The organism is Pseudomonas guariconensis (assembly GCF_015680235.1).
GTDB classification, from domain to species: domain Bacteria; phylum Pseudomonadota; class Gammaproteobacteria; order Pseudomonadales; family Pseudomonadaceae; genus Aquipseudomonas; species Aquipseudomonas guariconensis_A.
In genome coordinates, this window is record NZ_JADLJL010000002.1 from 95,238 (window position 1) to 116,141 (window position 20,904).

Consider the following 20,904-nt stretch of genomic DNA (forward strand, 5'->3'; position numbering starts at 1 on the left):
TTGCTCAACCTCTTATCAGTTTGCCGAACGCTTAACTTGAATCATGGCGAGGTTGAAAAACGGCTAAAGTAGATGCGCATTCCAGACCAGTAGTACACGGGCCTGGATGTAAGTCTCTTCCCGCCGGATCATCCGATCCTTGTGCTTCGGGTTGTCCGAGATCATCTCGAAGTGATCTTCGTCCGCAATCTGTAGCCGCTTGATATACAGATGGTCGCCCCAGGAGAACAGATAGATCCCGTCACCAACGAACTCTCGGATGCTTACGTCGACGATCAGCGGGTCCCGGTTCTTAATAGTGGGTGCCATTGACTGGCCCCAGCCGGTGACCAGCTTGAGGTGGTAGTGCTCGGTGAACTCCACGCCGAGCTCGCGCAGATGCTTCGGGCTGACACGGACGTCCTGGAGCATTTCAGGATAGTCGGGGGCAACCTGTCCGCCGCCCATGGCCCCGCGGATATCGTAGTGGGCGATCCGCACCTCATCCCCGACAAGACCTGGCCGGGAAAAGTCAGCCGTAATCACGCTTGAGACAGCCGGCTCCTCAGCCGCTGCAAGCAAACGCTGGCGAGTTTCCTCAGAAATTCCCTTCCCGCTCTTGGCCAGCATCTGCTTGACCAAGTCGGCAGCCGATAGCTTGCTGTCCACGGCCTCCGCTTGCGGTTGTGCGTTTTCGCCAGCAGGGATCGAGTCGAACCAGCCTCGGGGCAATCCCTCAACCTCTTCGATTCGCCGCGCGACATCGTCGCCCAGGTTCTTTGCCGTCTTGTCCGAGAGGATTTGGCTCAGATGCGCAGGAGCCATCCCCCAGCGCTCAGCGCAGGACCCTTTTCTCTGGCTGCCGATCAGCTTGACCAGATTGTGTTTGCGAATCTCGTAGATATCCATGACGCGAAGAATGCCAGTGTTTAGCTGACTGCTAAATGTGCGCAAAGCTAAATTTCCCTTGCTCGAACATTAGCCATGAGCTAAATTTCGCCATATGTGTAAGGAGAACCCTCATGAATGATCACCTCCGTGATTGGTTGAGCGGGGCCACAAATGAGCGGCGCCAGGCAGTTGCTGCCGCCGCGAAGACATCCGTGGGTCATCTGTGGCAGCTCGCAGGTGGTCACCGGAAGGCCTCTGCTGATCTCGCCGAACGGCTGCAAGACGCATCTGGTGGAGAAATCACCATCGCCGGCTTGCGCCCAGATCTCATCACGTTTGCTCGAAAAGCGCTTAAGGGCGCCGCCTAACCATCTTCAACAGCAGCAAGGAGCCTTTCCCGCATGTACGCCAACCCCAAGCACCTGCATGACCGTGAGATCAAGGTCCGGGTCGATGAGGACACGTTCGAACTGATTCAGGCGCTGGCCAAGTTTCACCGCACCCAGCGTGCGGTGCTGTGCCGTGAGCTGCTTGAGGCGCAATTGGCCGCCCTGTCTTCGGAGACTACCGGTGAACACGAAGTGGCCTGAAGGCCCGGAGGAGGGCCCATGCCTATTGAACAGGTCGGCCTGGACCAGGGATTGATGGAGCAGTTGGAGCGAGAGGCTGCGCGTCGGGGGATGACTCCTGAGGCGCTTGCAGCAGAGCTCATCCGTCGAGAACTGGCCAGCCGAACCAAGCCCCGTAACCCGCGGGGGGTGGTAACGCCATTCCACCGAAGGGCCTGACCAGGCCCTGATAAGCCCGAATCGTGAGCATAAAAAAACCGCCTGGCGGGGCGGTTTCTTCAACTACTTCTGTGAGGCTGATTATGCATAGCTCCCACCTACATGTACAGGCCCTGAGCGGGCCCGCGCCACAAAATGCGAATCACGATTTCGTGGCGCGCAGTCATTTTGACCTGGCAGTGAATGCCGCTCGCCAGGTTCGAGCCCAGTACTCGCGCCAATCCAAACGACAGCTCGTCCGTGAGTGCCTGCAGCACCTGCACGCGTTCCTGGCTGCCCCGCGCCCTGGAGCAGCCCATGAGTAACGTCATCTCTCTCAAATCAGCCGGGGGGTTTACCCGGATGGAAAACGATCTGTACGAGGCGTTGATCGCGGCCGACCTGTCGGGGCGTGAGCTTCGCGTGGCTCTTGCAATCCACCGCCTCACCGCAGGTTACAACCAGGAAGCCGTGAAGGTTGCCGCGCTGTACATCGCCAAGATGATGTACCAGGACGAAGCCAAGGCCGTTGCTGAGCGTGCAAACGTCTCTCGCGCGATCAACTCTCTGATCCGTCAACGTGTGATTTTCCGTGATGGCGGTAGCCGTGACCCAATCACTTTCCTGCCTGTTTCCGAGTGGAAAATTGACCAGAAATCCACTGTGTCGAAATCTACACACTGTGTAGAAAAGACCCTTGCCACTGTGTCGAAAATTACACACATAAAAGAAAGAAATACAAATACCAATGCTAACGCATTGGTTGTCGCCGCTGTCGCTTCGACGGTCGATGGCGAAGGGCAGGGTGAAGATCCAAAGCCAGCCACCGATCCTGTCCAGCCCGAGCAGACGAAAGCCGATCGCATACCGTACGGTCGCATTGTCGCGATCTACAACGAGGTTTGCGGTGGCACGCTCCCTCAGTGCATGAAGCTCACCGAGAAACGCCGGCGCCTAATCCGCGGCTGCTGGAACCTCGAGGTCAATGGTGTTCACCCCTTCCGTAAGGGTGAGTTCTGGGCCGCCTATTTCACCGACTGCCTGGCCAACAAGCACTGGGTCGGCCAGAACGACCGTGGCTGGACCGCCGATATTGAGTTCCTGACCCGCCAGGACAAGGTGCTCAAGGTTCTGGAGGCTCAGCAATGATCGAGACTCGCCCACTGGTCTCCGAGGAAGCCGAACACGGCGTCGTCGGCGCACTGATGCACCAGCCTGACCTGATCGAATCTATCGGCGCCAAGGTATCCGTCCAGCACTTCTACGACCCTGATGCCGCCGACCTGTTCGGCATGATCCTGGGCGCTCGGTCGGCAGGCCGACCAGTTGACCCGGTAGCCCTGTCGGACATCCGCCCAACGCTCAGCAGCGGTGAGCTCACTATCGTTCGAGCTTCTGAGCTCATGCGCTCTGTTCCGTCCGTGGCCAACGTCCATGAGTACGCCAGGATCGTTTCGGAGCGTTACAAGGCGCGCCAGATCAGCGAAATCGGGCAGTCGATCATCGATATGGCGACCCATGCGCGCCCCATCGCCGGAATCATCGCGGATGTCCAGCAAACCGTCATGACGCTCAATAGCGAAGATGACGAGCCGGATGTTATCAGCCTGGCCGAGGCCCTTGGCCCCGTCATCGATGAAATGGACGACCGCTTCAACGGACAGGGCATCAATGGGCACTCCACCGGTCTGGCTGATCTTGATGAACTGCTGCAGGGCCTGCGCGGCTCTCACGTGATCATCATCGCCGGGCGGCCAGGGACAGGCAAAACAACCCTGGGCCTGGGGATTGCCGAGCATCTGACGATCCGCAACGGCAAGTCCGCTTTGGTGTTTTCGCTCGAGATGTCCGGCAAAGAGCTGTCGAAGCGAAGCCTTGCGTCTGCCTCGGCTGTAACGCTGGGCAACATCGACACTGGCAAGGCCATGGGTGACGGTGAGCAGATCCAGAAGATTACTGCTGCTGTCGGGCGTATGCGTGACGCCGACCTGCGTATCTGCCAGAAGGGCGGCCTTCCGCTGAGCCGTATCCGCAACATCGCGCGGTTCCAGCACAAAGCCAAGCCCTTGGACCTGATCGTCATCGACTACATCGGCCTGATCGCGCCGGAGGCAGGTAGCCGCCAGCAGAATCGCAACCTCGAGCTCGGAGCGATCAGCCGCGGGATCAAGGGCATGGCCAAGGAACTGAACGTGCCAGTGATCGTTCTGGCCCAGCTCAACCGAAGCATCGAGACTCGTACCACCAAAAAGCCGCAGATGTCGGACCTGCGCGACTCCGGCGAGATCGAGCAGGACGCCGACATCATCCTGATCGCGCACCGGGATGCAGATTCCGATCTTGGACAAAGCGGCGTCACCGAAATCGACGTAGTGAAGCACCGCCACGCGTCGACCGGGCACTGCCTATTGCAGCACCAGGGTGAATTCGCCCGCTTCACCAACTACGCCGGATCGCGTGAACAGCAGCAGGCTGCCGCACAGCCGGCACGGCGGTCATCTCGTTCGATGCTCAACGATTTCAAGCCAGGGGGTAGCTTCTGATGGGGCAAACAATCTTCGCGCGCGGCGGCTACCTCATGCGCTCGCACTCTGAAACGCGCTGGGCCGACATGATGGACGCCCTGAATATCGACTGGCTGTACGAGCCGCGCCTGGTGAAAACCCGGCATGGCGCTTATCTGCCGGACTTTTACCTGCCTCGGGCCGGTATGTTCGTGGAGGTCAAAGGCCCGCGCCCAACGGAAGTCGAGCGCGAAAAGGCCATGGACGCCAGCGCCGCTACCGGCTGTCCGGTGGTGATTGCCTATGGCGACATGCAGTTCATGTTCCCAGGCGTCGGCGGTGCACGGTTGCTTGTCCTGTATGCCGGCCGCACCGTCGAGTTCAGCACTCACGAGCTGCATGGCCTGATCGAGCATGGTCTTGGGAAGGACGCATACCACGGCTACCTGCGTGTCGGCATGAAGCAGCCGCACCCTGGCGCATTGCATATCTACGAGATTGCCCAGAGCTCAGCGGTGGCGGCCATGGACCGTAGCGTGCGTGAACGCTACCTGGCCGGCGTGAGCCGCGAAGCCAACGCGGAGAAGACCGCCATGCACGGCCAGATTAGCCGCAGCGAATGGGCGCTCACCAAGTTCGTCGAGAAGCTGAATGCTCGCAAGGAGGCAGCATGAGCCGTGCACACCTGCTGGCCAAGTTGAACATCAAGCGCGCCGGGCAGCCGGCCGGGGAGGTGGTGTGATGAACAAAATCCACATGTGGCACCGCATGGCAATGCTTGGCCTGATCAGCGTGAAGTGCGGCCGAATGGTCAAGGCTACCCAGTTCACGAACGAGCCCAAGAAAGTCACCTGCCTGGCCTGCCTGAAGAAGATGGGGGGTATCCCGTGATTGACCAGCGCCGCTTACTCATCATCCAGATCGCTATTTCCATGCTTGAGCAATGGTACTCAACCTGGGAGGGATTCAAGAGCCACCACGATGGAGGCATTCGGCGTCTGGCGCTGTGCTCAAAGGCCCGTGGATTGGTTTATCACGACCGGGCGTTGCTGAAGGGTGCGAAAGCCATGCAGGAGAAGCACTGATGGACACCAACAAGATGCGCGAGCAGTTCGAGACGGCGTTCGTCGAGGAGCAGGTGCGGGCATGCGGCGAGGGTTTCCGAAGCTCTGCGGTTTACATGGTCAAGCAGAACATGGCCACGGTAAGCGCGGCGTGGTGGGCGTGGCAGGCCTCCCGCGCGGTCATAGTGCTGGATCTTTCCGACCTGTCCCAGTGCTTCAGCCCGAACGACTGCGGCGACTGGGCGATGTGGCTAGACGACGTGAAGAAACTGATCGAGGCCCAAGGCCTGAAGGTCAAGGTGAAGCCATGACCATCGACAAAGAGAAGCTGAAGGAGCTGGCCGAGGCTGCTACGCAAAACCATGGCGCTCGGCGCGTGGAATTCGACCACAACGGCCGGCATGTGATCGGAGATGGCAGCTGGAAGATCCTGAGCGCCTGGCATACGCCAGACGGCAAGGTCGCGCAGAACGCTGAGTTCGCCGCAGCTGCGAGCCCGGCTACGGTACTGGCTCTGCTCGCGGAGATCGAGCACGCGGAGAGCCGTCTGCACGACGTTGCTGTGCTGTGCGCGACAGTCGAGCAAGAGCGCGACCAGCTCAAGGCCGAGAACGAGGCGCTGCGCAAGGATGCCGAGCGCTATCGCGCCATCCGTGACGATATCCCACATGGTGACTTGGGGCGAGCAATCCTCGATGTTCAGGCCGCAGACGATTATGACGCCGCGGTGGACGCGGCCATGGCCCAGGAGGTGAGCCATGGCTGACCTTATGCTTCGCAACGAATCCGACCGTACTCGCCTGCTGGGATACATCCAGGGGCTGGACCTGGCCAAGCCGCGCCGCCTAACCATCGTCGAGGTGCGCAGCAGGCGCTCGGATGCACAGAACCGCTTGCTGTGGCAGTGGAACGGCTTGATCCAGGCTCACCTGCGCGACTCGTTCGGCCAGCTGGCCAGTGCCGAGGAGTGGCACGAGATCCTGGTGGCCAAGCTCTGGCCCGCCGAGGTGCACCCGGTGGAACTGCCCGACGGCACCCGGTACCGCGTCGGACGCGCCAAGACCCGTAAGTTCAACACCCAGCAGATGACCCAGTACTTGGAGCTGCTGGACGCCTACTGCGCGGAGCACCTGCAGCTGCTCCTGCCGCATCCCGAGGACCTGATGATGGCGATCTACGGCGAGCGCCGGGGGAGGGCTGCGTGATGCTTGCCAAGGAGATCAAGCCGAAGAAGTGCAAGGCACCAGGTTGTAGCAAGCACTTCAAGCCGACCATGACCACGCAGAAGGTGTGCAGCATCGCCTGTGCCCTGGCGATGACCAAGGATCCGAAGGCACAGAAGGTGGCAGCCAAGGCCATTACCAAGCAAGCGCGACAGGACCTGCGGGAGCGCCGGGAGAAGCTGAAGACCCGTCGCGAGCACATGGCCGAAGCGCAGACCGCGTTCAACGCCTATATCCGCGAGCGTGACGCCGGCTTGCCGTGCATCAGCTGCGACTCGCTGCCGAGCGACCACGACCTCATCACCGGTAGCCGCTGGGACGCCGGCCATTACCGGTCGGTTGGCGCCTGCCCGGAGCTGCGGTTCGAGCCGCTGAACGTCCATCGGCAGTGCGTGAAGTGCAACCGAAACCTGTCTGGGAACGCGATCGAGTACCGCATCCGGTTGGTGAAGCGTATCGGCGCCGAAGCAGTTGAGTGGTTAGAGGGCCCTCATAAGGCCCTGCGCCTGACCATCGAAGATCTGCAGGCCATCAAGGCTCTGTACAGGCAAAAACTCAAAAGCCTGAGGAGAGCAGCGGCATGACACCGGCATGGGGATTCCTGATGTTGGCCGCCCTCTTGGCGGCAGGTGGCGCGGCGTTGTCCTGGGCGGGTGCGATACGCCGCAAGCGGCACCACGAAGAATTCATTTTGAGAAAGACCAAGCGGGCAGGGGGGTGGGCAGTGATCTATCAGAACGTTGTATCGGCAGTGGTTCGAGCCCTGGCGGCGGAGACGATCAACAGTGCAGGCGGCTGTGACTACACCCCTAAGGTGCAGGCCAGCAAGCTCAAAGGCGAGATCGTCGGCAAGGAGGCCGCATTCCTCATGGACTGCTGGGTGTTCGGCCGGCTGCACAAGAATCTCAGCGATGAGCACTGGCGGCACCTAGTGGCGAAGTACTCCACGCACGTCGACCGCAAGCACGCGGCTATCGAGGAAATCACCCGGCTGCACCGGTCACCGGCGCCCAAGCGCTTCCGCCACTGCGCGATCCTGACCTGGGCCATGCCCAAGCTGCCCGGAGTGGATGGCAAGCGCAGCACCTGCGTGCTCCCGGCCGCCTGGTACGAGATGGACAACTGGAGCAACGAGCCGCACCCGATCAAGACGCAGGAGCGCTGGAGACGGGACATTCGAAAGGCACTGGAGCGCGAAGTAGACGCTGCGCTGGTCGAAGCACAGCACATTCTTGAGCATGAAGGCCTTTTGGTGGCAAATGTCGCTTGACTATGAGTGAGCCAATGAGCCAATATGAGCCCATCCTGTCATTCCTGCGTGTTTGAGGATGACAAATCAAACCCGGCCACTGTGCCGGGTTTTTTTATTGTCCATTGAGGCCCTCAAGAGTCCTGGCGACAACCCAAGCGAGAGCGAGCAGAATTATTTTCTGGAACGCGGAACGTTTTGATAGCACTATGATTCTGATAGGTTGCTAACTAAACAAACATGGAAGACCGTGATTATGAAAATCGTTCTTGCTGCTGCAGCGCTTTCCCTTTTCGCTGCGTCCGCCGGAGCAGCTGAGCTTTCGGGGGCGCTCGGTGCGACAAGCCAAGGCGGCCTTACAGCGCGCGTAGGTGTGGGCTTCAACTGGGACAAAAGCTGGTTTGAGAGCAGCGCGGGCCGGCTCACCGGGTACTGGGATGCTGGTTACACCTACTGGGAAGCAGGTGATGCCTCTGGTGGCGCTCATTCGCTGTCCTTTGCGCCAGTTTTCGTTTACGAGTTCGGCAGCGGTAACGTGAAGCCATTCGTTGAGGCTGGCATCGGCCTTGCGGTCTTTTCTGGTACATCCGCTGGCGACCAGGACTTCGGCTCGGCTTTCAACTTCGAAGACCGCATCGGCGCAGGCTTGAAGATCGGCGAGACGCAGAAGGTTGGTATCCGAGCGATCCACTACTCCAACGCTGGTATCAAGCAGCCGAACGACGGCATCGAGTCGTACTCCCTCTTCTACAGCCACCAGATTTAACTGTTTCTGCGTAGCTCCCCTTGCCCGCCTTGTGCGGGCTTTTTCATTTCTGGAGATCTTGGATGGACCCGACCGACCTCGGCCCAGGCACAGCCACCTGGCTGGGCGGAACGGGCACCGTATTGCTGGGCGGCTTTCTGTGGCTGCGCAAATTCCTGTCGAAGGATGCAGCCGATCGCGCGATGGACAACGCCGATATCGGCACCGTCCGCCGCTTGAATGAATTGCTCGATTCCGAGCGTGAGTCCCGCAAGCTTGCCGAAGCCCGCGCAGACCAATTCGCCAAGGAGCGCAACGAGCTCGCAGCAGCAGTAGGGCGGATGGAGGGGAAGATCGAAGCCCTCACTAGCCAGGTAGGCCAGCTCACCGAGAAGGTGACCACCCAGAGCGCCGAGATCTCCCGGCTTCGCTCCCAGCTTGGAGGTACAGCCTGATGGACAAGTGCGCGCTGGAATTCATCGCTCGCCGCTGGTGGCGCCGGGCTGAGGTATGGGTCATTGCCGCGGTGTTGATCGCCGGCGGCGCTGTGCTGGGATGGCAGTCGGCCTACTGGTCCATGGCCAGCACCCAGGCTCATCAGGTCGACGAGATCCGCAGCGCCTACGACGCAGCTATAGCGGAGCGGGACAAGCGTCTGGACGACCTGACCCGCAAGACCGAGAGTGCTGTGACTAAAGCGTCCAAGGCGGCGACCACCGCCACCCAAGCCGCCGACAAGGCTGATGAGGCCCTCAATCGGGTATCGCCATAGCCGCGCCACAAAATAGAGGTGCGCCGTTTCGTGGCGCTGAAAGATGGCGACGCATGCGAGGGCGCCGCCAACAGCCTCACTTAGGCTTCAGGGCCTCTTGAATCAGATCAGCATAATCGTTCAGACGGTTCATTTCCTGATCAAGATGGGTTCCATTCGCTGGTGCGGATGTTACCCGGGCGGCAATCAGCTCAAGAGCTGCGGCTACAGCGATGCTGCGTTTGCGCGCCGGACTGGCATGCTCATAGCTGGCATTGGTATTTCCAGCCAGTGCTAGGTTCACTTCACTCATATTTCACGATCCTGTTGGTTGGGGGGGACTCTCACCAATACCGGCAATCAGCCATCATTTCAAGTTTCCGAGCGCATACATGACAACCAAGCAACCCGACTGGGAGGCGATCGAACGAGCCTACCGGGCCGGGTCGCTTTCGGTTCGAGCAATAGCCGAGAACAACGGCGTCACTGAAGGCGCAGTACGCAAGCGAGCCAAGAAGGAAGGCTGGACGCGCGACCTCGCCAGTCAAGTCAAGACGGCGGCTCGCGACAAGCTGGTACGCAGCGCGGTACGCACGCCCAGTACGCAGCCTCGTACCGATGCGGAAATCATCGAGGAGGCGTCTAACCAGGCTGCCTCCGTGGTGCTGGCTCATCGAACCGGTTTGGCCAACTGGCGCTCGATCGCCGACAAGCTTTCGGTGGCCCTGGCCGAGATGGACGTCAACGAAGAAAACCTGGGGGACTTCTCCCGTGCGCTGAACGCTGGCGTAGATGCCCAGCTCAAGGTCATCAAGGGCGAGCGGCAGGCATACGGCCTGGACAGTGAGGAAGGCAATCGCACGGTCGACGAGCTGGCCGCCATGATGGATGAGCTATCGAAGGACGCCTGACCATGAAGCCCGAGCACCTGAAACTGCTCCGGGACCGGTTCTGGCGGCTGAACAACCTGTACTTCATCACGGACAAGCAGGGCAAGAAGGTCCGCTTCCGCATGACGCAGGAGCAGGTCGATTACTTCCAGGGGATGCACACCCGCAACATCATCCTCAAGGCGCGGCAGTTGGGCTTCACCACACTGGTTTGCATCGTCCAGTTGGATGCCGCGCTGTTTGAAGCGGCCAAGTGCGCCCTGATCGCCCACACCCTGAACGACGCCAAGCGCCTGTTCCGGGAGAAAGTGAAGTACGCCTACGATCACCTGCCCAAGGAGATCAAGGCGGCCAACCCGGCGCGCAACGACGCCGCGGGGGAGCTGGTGTTCAGCAAGGGCGGGTCGCTGTACGTGTCCACCTCCTTTCGGGGCGGCACGCTGCGCTACCTGCACGTTTCCGAGTTCGGGAAGATCTGTGCCAAGTTCCCGCACAAGGCGCGGGAGATTGTCACCGGCGCGTTCGAGGCGGTGGCCGCTGAGTGCTTCGTCACTATTGAATCGACCGCAGAAGGCCGGGCCGGGTATTTCTTCGACTACAGCCAGTCTGCCGAGAAGCAGCAGCTCGCCGGTGTGCCCTTGGGCTTGCTGGACTGGAAGTTCTTTTTCTTCAGCTGGTGGCGGAATCCGCTGTACTGGCTGGGCCCGACCGGCGTTGTCATCCCAGACCGTCTGACCAAGTACTTCGACGACCTGACCGCCAAGCACGGCATCGTCACCAACCCAGGCCAGCGCGCCTGGTACGCCGCCAAGGAAAAGACCCTTGGCGACGATATGAAGCGTGAGTACCCATCGATACCTGCCGAAGCATTCCAGCAGACAATCGAGGGCGCCTACTACGCCAAGCAGTTCACCAAGCTCTACGCCGCCCAGCGTATCGGCAAGCTACCAGACAACAGTCACCTGCCGGTGCACACGTTCTGGGACATCGGCGTGGGCGACTCCACGGCCATCTGGTTCGTCCGGATCGTCGGCGAGGAATACCACGTCGTCGACTTCTACCAGAACAGCGGTGAAGGCCTGCGGCATTACATGAAGGTGCTTAAAGATCGCGGATACACCTACGGCGAGCATTGGGGGCCCCACGACATCGACAACCGGGAATTTGGTAGCGACGGCAAGACTCGGCGAGAACTCGCGCGAGAGGGCTACGAGATCGACGGTGAGAAGTACCGCATGACCTTCCAGGTGGTCCCGAAGCTCGGCGTGGACGAAGGCATTGAGCAGGCGCGGGAAATCCTGCCGAACTGCGCGTTCGACGAGGCGAAGTGCAGCGAGGGTATTACCGCTCTGGAGAGCTACCGCAAGGAATGGGACGACAAGCGTGGGTGCTGGAAGGACAAACCGCTTCACGACTGGTCCTCGCACCCGGCTGATGGGTTCCGCTATTTCGCCGTTGCCATGGCGCGACGTAAACGCACAGGCGGTGTCCGCCGTATCGGAGGTTTGGCGTAATGCCTGTTCAATCAACCCACCCAGACTACGACGCTCACATCGAAGAGTGGCGGATGATGGACGACGCTTTGGAGGGCGAGGGAGCCATCAAGCGCAACCCGCGAAACCTGCCCAAGCCAAGCGGTATGGTCGAGGCCGAAAAGCTGGACGGCGCCGGCAATGCCTACCTCTACCAGAACTACACCGCCAGGGCCCAGTACGAGCATTGGGTGCGGGATTCGCTGCGCTCGATGATGGGCCTGGTCTCTAGGCTGATCCCCGAGGTGAAGCTACCCTCGGGGCTGAAGGCGTTGGAGGGCAACGCCACGGCCGATGGCTTCGGCTTGACCCAGCTGTTCCTGCGGATCGTGCGCCAGGCCATTTCCCATGGCCGCGTGCCGTTGGTGGTCAACATCGACGACAAGGGGCAGCCGTACTTCGCCACCTACGCGGTGCGCAACGCCATCAACTGGGACACTGCCGACCAAGGCGGTCGGCAGGATCTGGTGCTTTCCGTATTCCGTGAGTTCCGGCGCAAGGAGCAGGATCGCTACAGTCACGAGTGCGAGACGGTCTATCGCGAGTTCTATATGGACGGTGCGGTGTGCCGCACTGGCGTGCGCAACGAGGCCGGCGAGCTGATCGAGGACGACCGCCCGTTGGGCACCGTCGACGGCAGCAACAACCTGGTGCGGGGGTTGGATTACATCCCGGTCATCTATTGCGGCTCGACCGACAACTCGCCGGACGTAGATGAGATCCCGTTGCTGACCATGGCCCGGGCCGCGCTGAAGTCGTACCAGCTCAGCGCCGACTACTTCACCGCGCTGCACCAGACAAGCCACCCGCAGCCGTGGGTGTCCGGCCTGGATGAGAGCGTGGAGCTCAGCGTCACCGGCCCATCTGCGGCCTGGGACCTGGGGCCAAGCGGGTCGTGTGGCTATCTTGAGTTCCAGGGCGCCGGCATTGAGGCGGTCCGTACGGCGATGGAAGACCAGAAGAACGCGGCCCTCGAGGCTGGCGCCAAGGTCATGGACGTTTCAGGCACTGAGTCGGGAGAGGCTCGAAAGACCCGCCAGAACGACCAGCATGCCACGTTGCACAGCATCGTCATCACCGCTGCAGAGGCCATCGAGCAGGCCCTGCGGTACGCCGCAGAGTGGACCGGCTTCAATCCCGATGAGGTTGTCTTCACGGTTAAGCCAGAGTTCGTGATCCCCGAGGTCAATGCCCAGGTGCTGGCCGAGCTGCAGAAGAGCGTGATGGCCGGCACAATCAGCGCCGAGACCTACTGGCAGTACCTGACCACTGGAAAGCTGCCCGAACGCCCCTACGAAGAAGAGGCCGAACTGATCGGCGAAGACCGAGACAAGGCCGGCATTGACCTGGACATAGATGATGGCGAAGAAACCGGAGCAGACGGCGGACGAGAAGCTGCTGGAGCAGGTGGGGCGTCACTCGGTACTGCTTGAGCGGCTCAAAGCCGGCGAGGTCAGGAAATTCGAGACCGTCCTGCGGCGGGCAGATGCCCATGTCCGCGACCAACTCACCCGCAAGGAGCTGACCACCTACAGCCGCAGCCGGCTTGAGGAGTTTCTCGGGAGGGTGGGCGGCAAGCTGCTGGAGATCTACAAGGCCTTCAGCAATCGGATGCAATCCGACCTTGTGGACATTGCGCAGTACGAGGCAGCGTTCGAGGGCCGCAGCCTGGCCAGGGCGCTGCTGATCGATGCAGTCATGCCGGCAGACTCACTGATCAGGGCCGCGATCAGCACGCAGCCCCTACAGGTAGCGGGCGTAGATGGCGGTAAGCTACTGAAGCCCTTCCTGACCGGATGGACGCGCACGGAGGCCGACAGGGTAACCAACGCCATCCGGATGGGTGTCGTGCAGGGCCAGACCAATGCCGAAATCACCCAGGCCATACGCGGCACCCCTGCGCAGAACTTCACGGACGGCGTGCTGGCGGTCACAAACCGTAGCGCCCGGGCCGTCGTCCAGACCGCAGTCCAGCATGTAGCCACCACGGCGCGCATGGAAACACTGAAGGCGAATGCCGGGGTAGTTCCTGGGTATCGGATCGTCGCCACTCTGGATCGTAAGACCAGTGTGCAGTGCCGGAGCCTGGATGGCCGCGAGTACGAGATGGGGAAGGGGCCTGTGCCCCCGTTCCACATTCACTGCCGAACCACCATCACGCCGATCACAAGGTTGTCGGCGCTGTTCGGGCAAGGTGCCACGAGGGCTTCCGTTGGCGCGGATGGCGGCGGGCAGGTCTCGGCAAGCCTCAGCTACTACCAATGGCTAAAAACGCAGCCAGCGGCGTTCCAAGACGCTGCACTGGGCCCGGTGCGCGGCAAGCTGTTCCGCGATGGGGGGCTCACTGTTGAGCGATTTGCCTCGCTGCAGCTGGACAAGAACTTCAAGCCTTTGACGCTGGGTCAGTTGAAGGAGCTAGAGCCCTTAGCTTTTGAGCGAGCAGGTTTCAGTTGATGCTAAAGTGCCATCCTTTGTTCAAGGGAGGCGGCGATGATTTGGATTTACATCATAATTTTTGTTACTTGCTTAGTGATTACTGGGCTCTTGGGTTTGACAGTAGGAATCCATTACAACCCATCCTCGACAATCAGATTCGTGCCTAACTGGGGTAGTTGGGGGGATTGGTTCTCCGGTGGCGGCGCGTTGCTGGCCGTTATCACTACGCTCTACTTGTCCAGAAGAGACGAAAGGCAACGAGCAGCTCAGGAGCATGATAGGTTTGAGATTGAACAGGGAGCTTCGAGCTCGCACATCGCTATACGCTTTACATCTCTTGGGCACTTTAACGCAAAGGTGAAAAGCGTTCTCATTTCTAGGCCGGATGGTCGAGCAATTACAATGTTCGGGCATGACCCATCAGGAACTGAAGCAAAAATGCCAGTCTATTTGCACTTCAAAGATGACCTGCAATATGAGTGGAATGTTAGACACATGCGTCAGTTGCTAATGGCGATCAACTCTCTCCAATGTGCACGTCTCGACGATTTGGCAATAGAGGTTATCACCTCTGTGGATGTGTTCCGTTTTAGCTTTGATGGTCCAGTGTTAAAAGCGCTTCGAGAAGCTGCAAAGCGGGAATCGATTTCGGTCGAAGCTCTTTTTTAGTTTCTATTTTCAGAACCGGCCCGGCTATCGCCGGGTTTTTTATGCCCGCAAGGCGGGCCCACCAGTCCCCAGGGGATAGCCACATGCCTTTTGACTTCGACCCGGCCGCCCACGGCCTCACTCTCGACGACACTCAAACCGCCGCTCTGAAGGCAGCACTGGGCGGCGAGGTGCAGAAATTCCTGGACGGTGAGGTCTCGGGCCTCAAGACCAAGAATCAGGAGCTGATCGGCTCCAACAAGACCATCAAGGCCGAGCTGGACAAACTGAAAGGTCAGTTCGACGGCCTGGACATCGAGGCTGTCAAGGGCCTGCTGGCCAAGGCCGGTCAGGACGAAGAGACCAGGCTGATCGCCGAGGGCAAGCTGGACGAGGTAATCAGCCGGCGCACCGAGCGCCTGCGCACCGACCTGGACAAGCAGGTCAAGGCCGCCAACGAGCGCGCCGACAAGGCCGAAGCCTTCGCGGCTAAGTACAGCGACAAGGTGCTGGCTGACTCCATCCGCGCAGCCGCCATCAAGGCCGGCGCGCTGCCCGAGGCGGCCGAGGACATCATCCTCCGCGCCCGAGGCACCTTCAAACTGAGCGAAGACGGGGAGCCTGTCGCCTTTGACCGTAATGGCGAAGTCATCTACGGCAAGGACGGCAAATCCCCACTGTCTCCCCTCGAATGGGCGGAATCGCTGCGCGAGACCGCTTCCCACCTGTGGCCAAGGGCCCAGGGTGCCGGGCAGACCGGCGACAACGGTGGCAAGGCCACGAAGAAATGGGGCGAGTACACCGAGGCGGAGCGCGCTGCGATCGCCCGTGACAACCCCGACGCGTACAAAAAACTCCAAGCCACCCGAGGAACCTAACCCATGGCATCTACCCAACTGTCGGACATCTTCGTTGCCGACTACTACGGCACTCTGGAGCCGGTGAACTCCCCAGAGAAGACCGCCGTCTACGAGTCCGGCATCATCACCCGATCCGCGACTCTGGACGGCATCGCCAAGAACGGCCAAGGCACTTCCGAGATCAGCTACTGGCAGGATCTCGACGCCGATGAGGCGCCGAACATCTCCAATGACGATCCAGACGACCTGGGAGAGGTTGGCAAGGCCGAGCAGGGCAGCATGCGTGCCCGGACCCTGTATCTCAATAAAGGCTACGGTGTCTCCGACTTGACCGCTGAGCTGGCCAACTCCGAGCCGATGCAGCACATCCGCAACCGCTTCGGTACCTACTGGACCCGCCAGTGGCAGCGTTACCTGATGGGCGCAGCCCGCGGCGTGATTGCATCTAACATCGCCAACAACGGCGGCGACATGGTGAAGGATGCGGGCGCATCGATCAGCGCAAACGCCTTCCAAGACGCTGCTTTTACCGCTGGTGACGCTGCCGACATGTTCGCCGCAATCGGTGTGCACTCGGTCGTGATGAACCAAATGGTGAAGCAGGACATGATCGAGTATCTGCGCGACTCGCAGGGCAAGATCATCCTGGCGACCTACCTGGGCAAGCCGGTCTTCATGGATGACGGCTTGATCTACGCCCCTGGACAGTACCTGTCGCTGTTCTTCGGTCAGGGCGCATTCGGCTACGGCGAGGGCAGCCCGCACATGCCGGTCGAGATGCAGCGCAAGCCGGATGGCGGTAATGGCGGCGGCGCCGAGGTGTTGTGGGAGCGCAAGACTTACATCCTGCAGCCGGCCGGCTTCAGCTGGCAGGGCAGCGACAACCGCAACTTGAGCCCGACCGCCACCCAGTACGCCGCTGCGGCCAACTGGAAGCGCGTGTTCGACCGCAAGCAGGTTCCGTTCGCCGCGGTCATCAGCGGCACCGCCACCCCTTGACCCCATGATGCGGGGCGCCGACCAGGCGCCCTGCGCAGGAGCTCACCATGAAAGTCATTTACACCAATACTCCAGGCAGCGAGCGCGGCACCTGCTATCGCCGCCTGGACCAGTTCTTCGGCGTTATCGACGGAGCTAAGTCGGTTTCCGTGCAGGGCGATGCCCCGCACATCAGTGAGGCTTACCAGCGACAGGGCATCAGCGTAAGCGAGATCGAAGAAGGCCTGCGCCTGGACGGCCCGACCATCGCCCAGTGGGTAGCGGAGGGTTACAAGGCCTCGGCGTACCCACCTGCTGGCTATGCCGCCACCAGTACTGCGGCAGAGATCGCCAAAGCGCTGGAGGAGGAAGGCGACGGCGCTCCCGAGACCGACCCTCACAAGATGAAGGTGCCGGAACTCAAAGAGTGGTTGACGGCCCAGGGCATTACCTTCGATCCAGCCCTCAACAAGCCCGAGCTGCAGGCCCTGATTCCGAAGGACTAAGCCATGACCGACTTCATCACTGTCGCTGACGTTGACGAAAAGCTTGGCCAGGGGTGGGCTGGTGCCGGTGATGCAGTCCTTGCCGTGAACATGGCCAATGCCTGGCTCACAGCCAAGATCAAGCGGGCGGTACCCATTCCGGTGCCGGATGCCATCGTGACCGCTGGCGCGCAGGTCGCCAAGCTCGCCGCCGAAGGCAAGCTCTACAAGGACACCCAGCGCGAGGTGCAGAGCAAGACCGTGTCTGCCCAGGCTGGTACGTCGACCAGCAAGACCTATGTCGCCGGGTCTGTCGATCGCTCCGCTGGCGAGAATTTCGCCCTCGACCTCATCGCGCCCTGGACCCGCCGCGCGGGCACCGTAATGCTCAAGAGGAGCTGACCCATGGGCATGCGCGAAGAACTTCAGGCCGAGCTGGCGGAGGCGTTTGACGATCCAGACGGCCTGGCCGATGCGGTAAAGACTGTTGCAGGGAGTCGCACGGTCAAGGGCGGATATGACCCCGAGATCGGCGGCACCGTCCCGGCCTCGACCATTTATTACACCGGGCGCGGCGTGTTCAGCAGCTACCTGACCAAGGAAATCGATGGCGCGCGCATCCAGACCGAGGACGTGAAGCTCCTGGTGCTGCAGAACGAATTGTTCGAGGGCCAGGCAGGCGCTGTAACCGATGTCCCTGCGCTACCCAAGATCGGCGACCAGGTGAGCGGCTACCGCGCACTCAATGTGTCGGAGGATCCTGCCCAGGCCACTTGGACCATCCAGCTGAGGAAGTGATATGGCGCGCGGATCACACATGGCCCAGCGATACGGCGGCGAGCAGGGCGGCTTCGCTGAGGCAATTCGGGCGTTCGCCGAGCAGGCAGAGCACGCCCTGGACGCCACCTTCCGCGAGATTGTGATCGAGATCGGCAGCAGCGTGATACGCATGTCGCCGGTCGGCAATCCGGAGCTGTGGGCGGCCAACGTCGCTCACCGGGCCAAGGCAACCAAGGCTGCCGACGACTACGACTTCAAGGTCGCTGTGCGCAACACACTGATCAACCTGAACCAGGACAACTTCACCAAGGCCGGAAATCTTCGCAAAGGCGTGAAGTACGCCAAGCCCCTCACCAAGACCGAGCGCGAGCAGAACTTCGCCACCAATGGCCTCGTAGCGGGCCAGGGCTATGTCGGCGGTCGGTTCCGGGGTAACTGGCAGTTCTCCATCGATTCGCCGGCGACCGAAGAGCTCGACCGCATCGACCCGTCGGGCAGTGAAGCCATTGCCGCGCTCATCACCCAGGTGCAGGCGCTCACCATCGGGCAGACGGCCTACATCGTGAACAACCTGGCGTATGCGGTCCCGCTCGAGTACGGCCACTCAACCCAGGCGCCGGCCGGCATGGTCCGGGTCACCCTGGCCAACTTCCAGCGCATTGTCGACGAAGCCATCAGGAACAACAGCGTATGAGCCAAGCAAAGGCCCGCCAGGCCATCGAGATCAAGCTGATGGCCTGGGCCACAGCGCGCCCGATCCGGGTGGCCAACTTCGAGCAGGGCTTCGAGGCCCAGCCGGGCGAGACCTACCTACAGGCGTTCCAGCTGCCGGCTAGCACAACTTGCCGCTACCTGGGCGGTGATGCCTACGAGTACATCGGCGTGTATCAGGTAAGCATCGTTTGCCCGGCTGGCCAGCCTCTGGTAATCGCCGAGACGCTGGTTGACGAGCTTTCGAGCCTCTTCCGGGTGGATTCGGAACTCAGCCGCAACGGATTCGAGGGCCTAGTCACCGAACCAGTCGACCAGGGCCCAACCATCACCGAGTCGGCGACCTACACGGTCCCGGCCAGCTTCACCTACCGCGGAGTCGCGGACCAACAGACCGTTGGGGTATAGCAGGAGAAACCATGGATATTCGTGATCTGCCTGGACGAAAGCGCGCATTGGAACACTCCATTCGCGAGTCCATTCGCTCTGAGATAGAGCTGTTCCGCAGCGAGACGGGCATCGATGTCGCCGCTATCGATGTGAGCGTGTTCCGTGCTCACGCAGTAGACGAAGAAGCACCGCCGAGGTCCATTGGCACCGTAAACGTAACGCTCGACCTCTGAGGGTCGCCAACTCAACCAGCCCGCCGCGTGCGGGCTTTTTCGTTTCTACCCAAGAGGAAAACACCATGGCCGCACGCTTCCCGCTGCCGAACGGGGCTATCGTTGAGATCGCCGCTACCCTGGGGACCGCAATTCCATTCACCGCAATCACCAACGCTGCGCCGCCAGTGCTCAGCGCTGTAGGCCACGACCTGACCGCTGACGATGTGGTGCTGATCGACTCCGGCTGGGCCAAGCTCACCGATCGAGCCGCGCGCGTGGTAAACCCCCTGACGGACAGCTTCGGACTGGGCGGCATCAGCACCTCCAGCGCTGAGATCTTCACCCCTGGCGCAGGCCTGGGCTCTGTGATCCCGGTCACCGACTGGGTGCAGATCTCGAAAGTGACCGGCTTCACTCCATCTGGCAGTGAGCAGCAGTTCGCCACTGTCGGCTATCTGGAAGACGATGACGATCGCCAGTTCCCGACCAACCGCAACCCGCTGAATCTTGCCATTGTGGTCGAGGACCAGCCGGCGGCTGCCTATGTTGGCGCCGTCGAAGGGTTCGACGAGTCAAAGGAGCTGACCGTGGTCCGCCTGAAGCTACGCAACGGCGACCAGATCCTCTACCCGGGCTACGTCAGCATCACTACCACTCCGACCATGGAGCGGAACAACATCATGACCCGCACCATCAGTGTCGGTCTGTCCGGTCGCCCTCTGCGTTACCTGGCCGCCTAAGGAGCCGATATGCCGAAGATCAAGATCGCGCAGAACCCCACGTTCACCGCCGAGGTGAAGATCCCGCGCGTGGGCGGCGACCCGGTGGCGGTGGAGTTCACATTCCGCTACTTCGATCGCACCGCCCTGGCCAAACTTTACGACGGCTGGAACCAGGCCTTCGAAGAACACGCCGAGAAGTGCAAGGCCGAAGGCGCGAGCCTCGAGCAGTTCACATCCGGCCAGGTTCAACTGCAGGCCGAGCAGATCAAGGCCGTCACCGCCGGCTGGGGCTTCGACGACAAGTTCACCGACCAAGCAATCCACGATCTGGTGACCACCTGTGTCGGCGCGCCGCAAGCCGTTCTCGACGCCTACCAGGAAGCCTACAACCCGGCACGCCTGGGAAACTGAAGGCGGCGGCGCGGGCCCTGTACGAGTCGGGCCCGTCCGCCGAGCAGTTGGCCTTCCTTGGGCTCACCTTGGAGGACATCGAAGTCGAGGACGTGGAAGTCTGGCCAGATGTGTGGCCGGCCTTCTGCTTGTTTGAGGCTTTGGGTACTCAATGGCGGCTTGGCCCCGGCGGGCCTTCAGGTCTCGACTACACGGCCATCCCAGGCACCGCCAAGATGATCGGGATCAAGCGCAGAGGTCTTGAAGAGGCGTTTCCCGATCTGCGCGTTATGGAAAATGAGGCCCTAGCCGTGATGGCTGAGGCTGCGAAGTAGGGCAACAACTAACGCGGAAAGGCCGCAGGAGAAATCATGAGCTCAGCCAAAAATTGTTTCCCGGGCCACGAAGACGCCGGGAAACTCCTGTCGTGGGTTACACGTCAGATTTTGAACTCCGCTCTGGGAAAAGACCTTGAATCAAAGATTCGAGAGGCAAGTGATGCGCGGACCGATCCTTGATGATGGATTTGTCGGCTGGCATGGCGGCGATCAGAGTTTTCGCTGTGTCTTCAATCTTGCTGCGCAGCGAAGGGTCCAGAGTTGCGAGGGATGTGCCGATTACCTGAAGTGCAGCGCATACGCCGAGCTCGAAGGGAGTGATTACGCGTTGTTCGCTCATGTTGATCCTCCTGGAT

Annotated in this window: 34 protein-coding genes and 1 pseudogene; 32 read left to right on the top strand and 3 right to left on the bottom strand. The window is 60.9% G+C overall.

Translation table 11 applies throughout. The annotated features are described in order from the left end of the window. Positions 1-63 precede the first annotated feature (63 nt). Entirely contained in the window at positions 64-888 is an 825-nt protein-coding gene (locus IRZ56_RS02500; protein WP_196143464.1) for a S24 family peptidase, read from the bottom strand. 113 nt (positions 889-1,001) lie between these two features. Between IRZ56_RS02500 and IRZ56_RS02505 the strand changes: the two genes are divergently transcribed. The 16 genes and pseudogenes from IRZ56_RS02505 (at position 1,002) to IRZ56_RS02575 (ending at position 9,194) form a co-directional block, all read left to right on the top strand. Further along, positions 1,002-1,238 (top strand): hypothetical protein, encoded by a 237-nt coding sequence (locus tag IRZ56_RS02505; RefSeq protein ID WP_090346888.1) that lies wholly within the window; start codon positions 1,002-1,004, stop codon positions 1,236-1,238. A 33-nt stretch (positions 1,239-1,271) separates the two neighbouring features. Further along, positions 1,272-1,460 carry a hypothetical protein gene (locus tag IRZ56_RS02510; RefSeq protein WP_196143465.1) on the top strand — a complete coding sequence of 63 codons (189 nt, stop codon included), beginning with the start codon at positions 1,272-1,274 and terminating at the stop codon, positions 1,458-1,460. Positions 1,461-1,955: 495 nt separating this feature from the next. Next, positions 1,956-2,786, top strand: coding sequence for a replication protein (locus IRZ56_RS02515; RefSeq protein WP_196143466.1), 831 nt, complete (start codon positions 1,956-1,958; stop codon positions 2,784-2,786). Further along, positions 2,783-4,180, top strand: a complete 1,398-nt coding sequence (locus IRZ56_RS02520; protein WP_196143467.1) for a DnaB-like helicase C-terminal domain-containing protein — start codon at positions 2,783-2,785, stop codon at positions 4,178-4,180. The genes IRZ56_RS02515 and IRZ56_RS02520 overlap by 4 nt, the downstream gene beginning before the upstream one ends. Before the next feature lie 35 nt (positions 4,181-4,215). Then, complete coding sequence (locus IRZ56_RS02525) at positions 4,216-4,815, top strand: hypothetical protein (RefSeq protein ID WP_196143468.1); 600 nt, start codon at positions 4,216-4,218, stop codon at positions 4,813-4,815. Continuing rightward, positions 4,803-4,883, top strand: a pseudogene (locus tag IRZ56_RS23385) (Replication protein P); the annotation flags it as partial. The gene IRZ56_RS02525 and the pseudogene IRZ56_RS23385, both read left to right, overlap by 13 nt. Then, on the top strand, positions 4,883-5,032 hold the full coding sequence (locus IRZ56_RS02530) for a hypothetical protein (protein ID WP_196143469.1): 150 nt from the start codon (positions 4,883-4,885) through the stop codon (positions 5,030-5,032). The pseudogene IRZ56_RS23385 and the gene IRZ56_RS02530, both read left to right, overlap by 1 nt. Then, a complete protein-coding gene (locus IRZ56_RS02535) occupies positions 5,029-5,226 on the top strand; it encodes a hypothetical protein (RefSeq protein WP_196143470.1) in 198 nt (65 codons plus the stop codon). The genes IRZ56_RS02530 and IRZ56_RS02535 overlap by 4 nt, the downstream gene beginning before the upstream one ends. Next, positions 5,226-5,516 (top strand): hypothetical protein, encoded by a 291-nt coding sequence (locus IRZ56_RS02540; protein WP_196143471.1) that lies wholly within the window; start codon positions 5,226-5,228, stop codon positions 5,514-5,516. Before IRZ56_RS02535 ends, IRZ56_RS02540 begins: the two co-directional genes overlap by 1 nt. Then, positions 5,513-5,971 (top strand): ead/Ea22-like family protein, encoded by a 459-nt coding sequence (locus IRZ56_RS23090; RefSeq protein WP_230390318.1) that lies wholly within the window; start codon positions 5,513-5,515, stop codon positions 5,969-5,971. Before IRZ56_RS02540 ends, IRZ56_RS23090 begins: the two co-directional genes overlap by 4 nt. Beyond that, on the top strand, positions 5,964-6,410 hold the full coding sequence (locus IRZ56_RS02550) for a recombination protein NinB (protein WP_181126842.1): 447 nt from the start codon (positions 5,964-5,966) through the stop codon (positions 6,408-6,410). The genes IRZ56_RS23090 and IRZ56_RS02550 overlap by 8 nt, the downstream gene beginning before the upstream one ends. Next, positions 6,410-7,012 (top strand): recombination protein NinG, encoded by a 603-nt coding sequence (locus IRZ56_RS02555; protein ID WP_196143606.1) that lies wholly within the window; start codon positions 6,410-6,412, stop codon positions 7,010-7,012. The genes IRZ56_RS02550 and IRZ56_RS02555 overlap by 1 nt, the downstream gene beginning before the upstream one ends. A gap of 140 nt (positions 7,013-7,152) precedes the next feature. Further along, the gene (locus IRZ56_RS02560; RefSeq protein WP_196143607.1) at positions 7,153-7,698 is read left to right on the top strand and encodes a hypothetical protein; all 546 of its coding nucleotides are present in this window, start codon (positions 7,153-7,155) and stop codon (positions 7,696-7,698) included. 235 nt (positions 7,699-7,933) lie between these two features. Then, positions 7,934-8,443: an acyloxyacyl hydrolase gene (locus tag IRZ56_RS02565; protein WP_196143472.1), complete on the top strand. Its 510-nt coding sequence runs from the start codon at positions 7,934-7,936 to the stop codon at positions 8,441-8,443. Positions 8,444-8,505: 62 nt separating this feature from the next. After that, the gene (locus tag IRZ56_RS02570; protein ID WP_196143473.1) at positions 8,506-8,877 is read left to right on the top strand and encodes a chemotaxis protein; all 372 of its coding nucleotides are present in this window, start codon (positions 8,506-8,508) and stop codon (positions 8,875-8,877) included. Beyond that, on the top strand, positions 8,877-9,194 hold the full coding sequence (locus tag IRZ56_RS02575) for a hypothetical protein (protein WP_196143474.1): 318 nt from the start codon (positions 8,877-8,879) through the stop codon (positions 9,192-9,194). The genes IRZ56_RS02570 and IRZ56_RS02575 overlap by 1 nt, the downstream gene beginning before the upstream one ends. Before the next feature lie 76 nt (positions 9,195-9,270). Here the strand turns inward: IRZ56_RS02575 and IRZ56_RS02580 are convergent, their stop codons facing one another. Beyond that, positions 9,271-9,486 carry a hypothetical protein gene (locus tag IRZ56_RS02580; protein WP_230390319.1) on the bottom strand — a complete coding sequence of 72 codons (216 nt, stop codon included), beginning with the start codon at positions 9,484-9,486 and terminating at the stop codon, positions 9,271-9,273. A 79-nt stretch (positions 9,487-9,565) separates the two neighbouring features. On the opposite strand from IRZ56_RS02580, the gene IRZ56_RS02585 reads away from it, so the two are divergent. The 16 genes from IRZ56_RS02585 (at position 9,566) to IRZ56_RS02660 (ending at position 20,545) form a co-directional block, all read left to right on the top strand. Further along, positions 9,566-10,084, top strand: a complete 519-nt coding sequence (locus tag IRZ56_RS02585; RefSeq protein WP_196143475.1) for a hypothetical protein — start codon at positions 9,566-9,568, stop codon at positions 10,082-10,084. 2 nt (positions 10,085-10,086) lie between these two features. Beyond that, positions 10,087-11,577, top strand: a complete 1,491-nt coding sequence (locus IRZ56_RS02590) for a terminase (RefSeq protein ID WP_196143476.1) — start codon at positions 10,087-10,089, stop codon at positions 11,575-11,577. Beyond that, positions 11,577-13,028, top strand: a complete 1,452-nt coding sequence (locus tag IRZ56_RS02595; protein ID WP_196143477.1) for a DUF4055 domain-containing protein — start codon at positions 11,577-11,579, stop codon at positions 13,026-13,028. Before IRZ56_RS02590 ends, IRZ56_RS02595 begins: the two co-directional genes overlap by 1 nt. Further along, complete coding sequence (locus IRZ56_RS02600; RefSeq protein ID WP_196143478.1) at positions 12,955-14,049, top strand: minor capsid protein; 1,095 nt, start codon at positions 12,955-12,957, stop codon at positions 14,047-14,049. Before IRZ56_RS02595 ends, IRZ56_RS02600 begins: the two co-directional genes overlap by 74 nt. A gap of 36 nt (positions 14,050-14,085) precedes the next feature. Continuing rightward, positions 14,086-14,700 (top strand): hypothetical protein, encoded by a 615-nt coding sequence (locus tag IRZ56_RS02605; RefSeq protein WP_196143479.1) that lies wholly within the window; start codon positions 14,086-14,088, stop codon positions 14,698-14,700. A gap of 83 nt (positions 14,701-14,783) precedes the next feature. Then, a complete protein-coding gene (locus IRZ56_RS02610; protein ID WP_196143480.1) occupies positions 14,784-15,557 on the top strand; it encodes a hypothetical protein in 774 nt (257 codons plus the stop codon). Positions 15,558-15,560: 3 nt separating this feature from the next. Beyond that, positions 15,561-16,538, top strand: a complete 978-nt coding sequence (locus IRZ56_RS02615; protein WP_196143481.1) for a major capsid protein — start codon at positions 15,561-15,563, stop codon at positions 16,536-16,538. 47 nt (positions 16,539-16,585) lie between these two features. After that, positions 16,586-17,023 (top strand): HeH/LEM domain-containing protein, encoded by a 438-nt coding sequence (locus tag IRZ56_RS02620; RefSeq protein WP_196143482.1) that lies wholly within the window; start codon positions 16,586-16,588, stop codon positions 17,021-17,023. A 3-nt stretch (positions 17,024-17,026) separates the two neighbouring features. Then, positions 17,027-17,404: a hypothetical protein gene (locus IRZ56_RS02625; RefSeq protein WP_196143483.1), complete on the top strand. Its 378-nt coding sequence runs from the start codon at positions 17,027-17,029 to the stop codon at positions 17,402-17,404. A 3-nt stretch (positions 17,405-17,407) separates the two neighbouring features. Continuing rightward, a complete protein-coding gene (locus tag IRZ56_RS02630) occupies positions 17,408-17,800 on the top strand; it encodes a hypothetical protein (protein ID WP_196143484.1) in 393 nt (130 codons plus the stop codon). A 1-nt stretch (position 17,801) separates the two neighbouring features. Then, complete coding sequence (locus IRZ56_RS02635; protein WP_196143485.1) at positions 17,802-18,476, top strand: hypothetical protein; 675 nt, start codon at positions 17,802-17,804, stop codon at positions 18,474-18,476. After that, entirely contained in the window at positions 18,473-18,901 is a 429-nt protein-coding gene (locus IRZ56_RS02640) for a phage tail terminator-like protein (RefSeq protein ID WP_196143486.1), read from the top strand. Before IRZ56_RS02635 ends, IRZ56_RS02640 begins: the two co-directional genes overlap by 4 nt. A gap of 11 nt (positions 18,902-18,912) precedes the next feature. Next, positions 18,913-19,116: a hypothetical protein gene (locus tag IRZ56_RS02645; protein WP_196143487.1), complete on the top strand. Its 204-nt coding sequence runs from the start codon at positions 18,913-18,915 to the stop codon at positions 19,114-19,116. Positions 19,117-19,181: 65 nt separating this feature from the next. Further along, on the top strand, positions 19,182-19,838 hold the full coding sequence (locus tag IRZ56_RS02650) for a phage tail protein (RefSeq protein WP_196143488.1): 657 nt from the start codon (positions 19,182-19,184) through the stop codon (positions 19,836-19,838). Between the two features lie 9 nt (positions 19,839-19,847). Continuing rightward, positions 19,848-20,231 (top strand): phage tail assembly chaperone, encoded by a 384-nt coding sequence (locus IRZ56_RS02655; protein WP_196143489.1) that lies wholly within the window; start codon positions 19,848-19,850, stop codon positions 20,229-20,231. A 68-nt stretch (positions 20,232-20,299) separates the two neighbouring features. Further along, the gene (locus IRZ56_RS02660; protein ID WP_230390320.1) at positions 20,300-20,545 is read left to right on the top strand and encodes a DUF1799 domain-containing protein; all 246 of its coding nucleotides are present in this window, start codon (positions 20,300-20,302) and stop codon (positions 20,543-20,545) included. A gap of 97 nt (positions 20,546-20,642) precedes the next feature. On the opposite strand, the gene IRZ56_RS02665 is transcribed toward IRZ56_RS02660, so the two are convergent. Further along, the gene (locus IRZ56_RS02665; protein WP_196143490.1) at positions 20,643-20,888 is read right to left on the bottom strand and encodes a hypothetical protein; all 246 of its coding nucleotides are present in this window, start codon (positions 20,886-20,888) and stop codon (positions 20,643-20,645) included. Between the last annotated feature and the right edge of the window lie 16 nt (positions 20,889-20,904).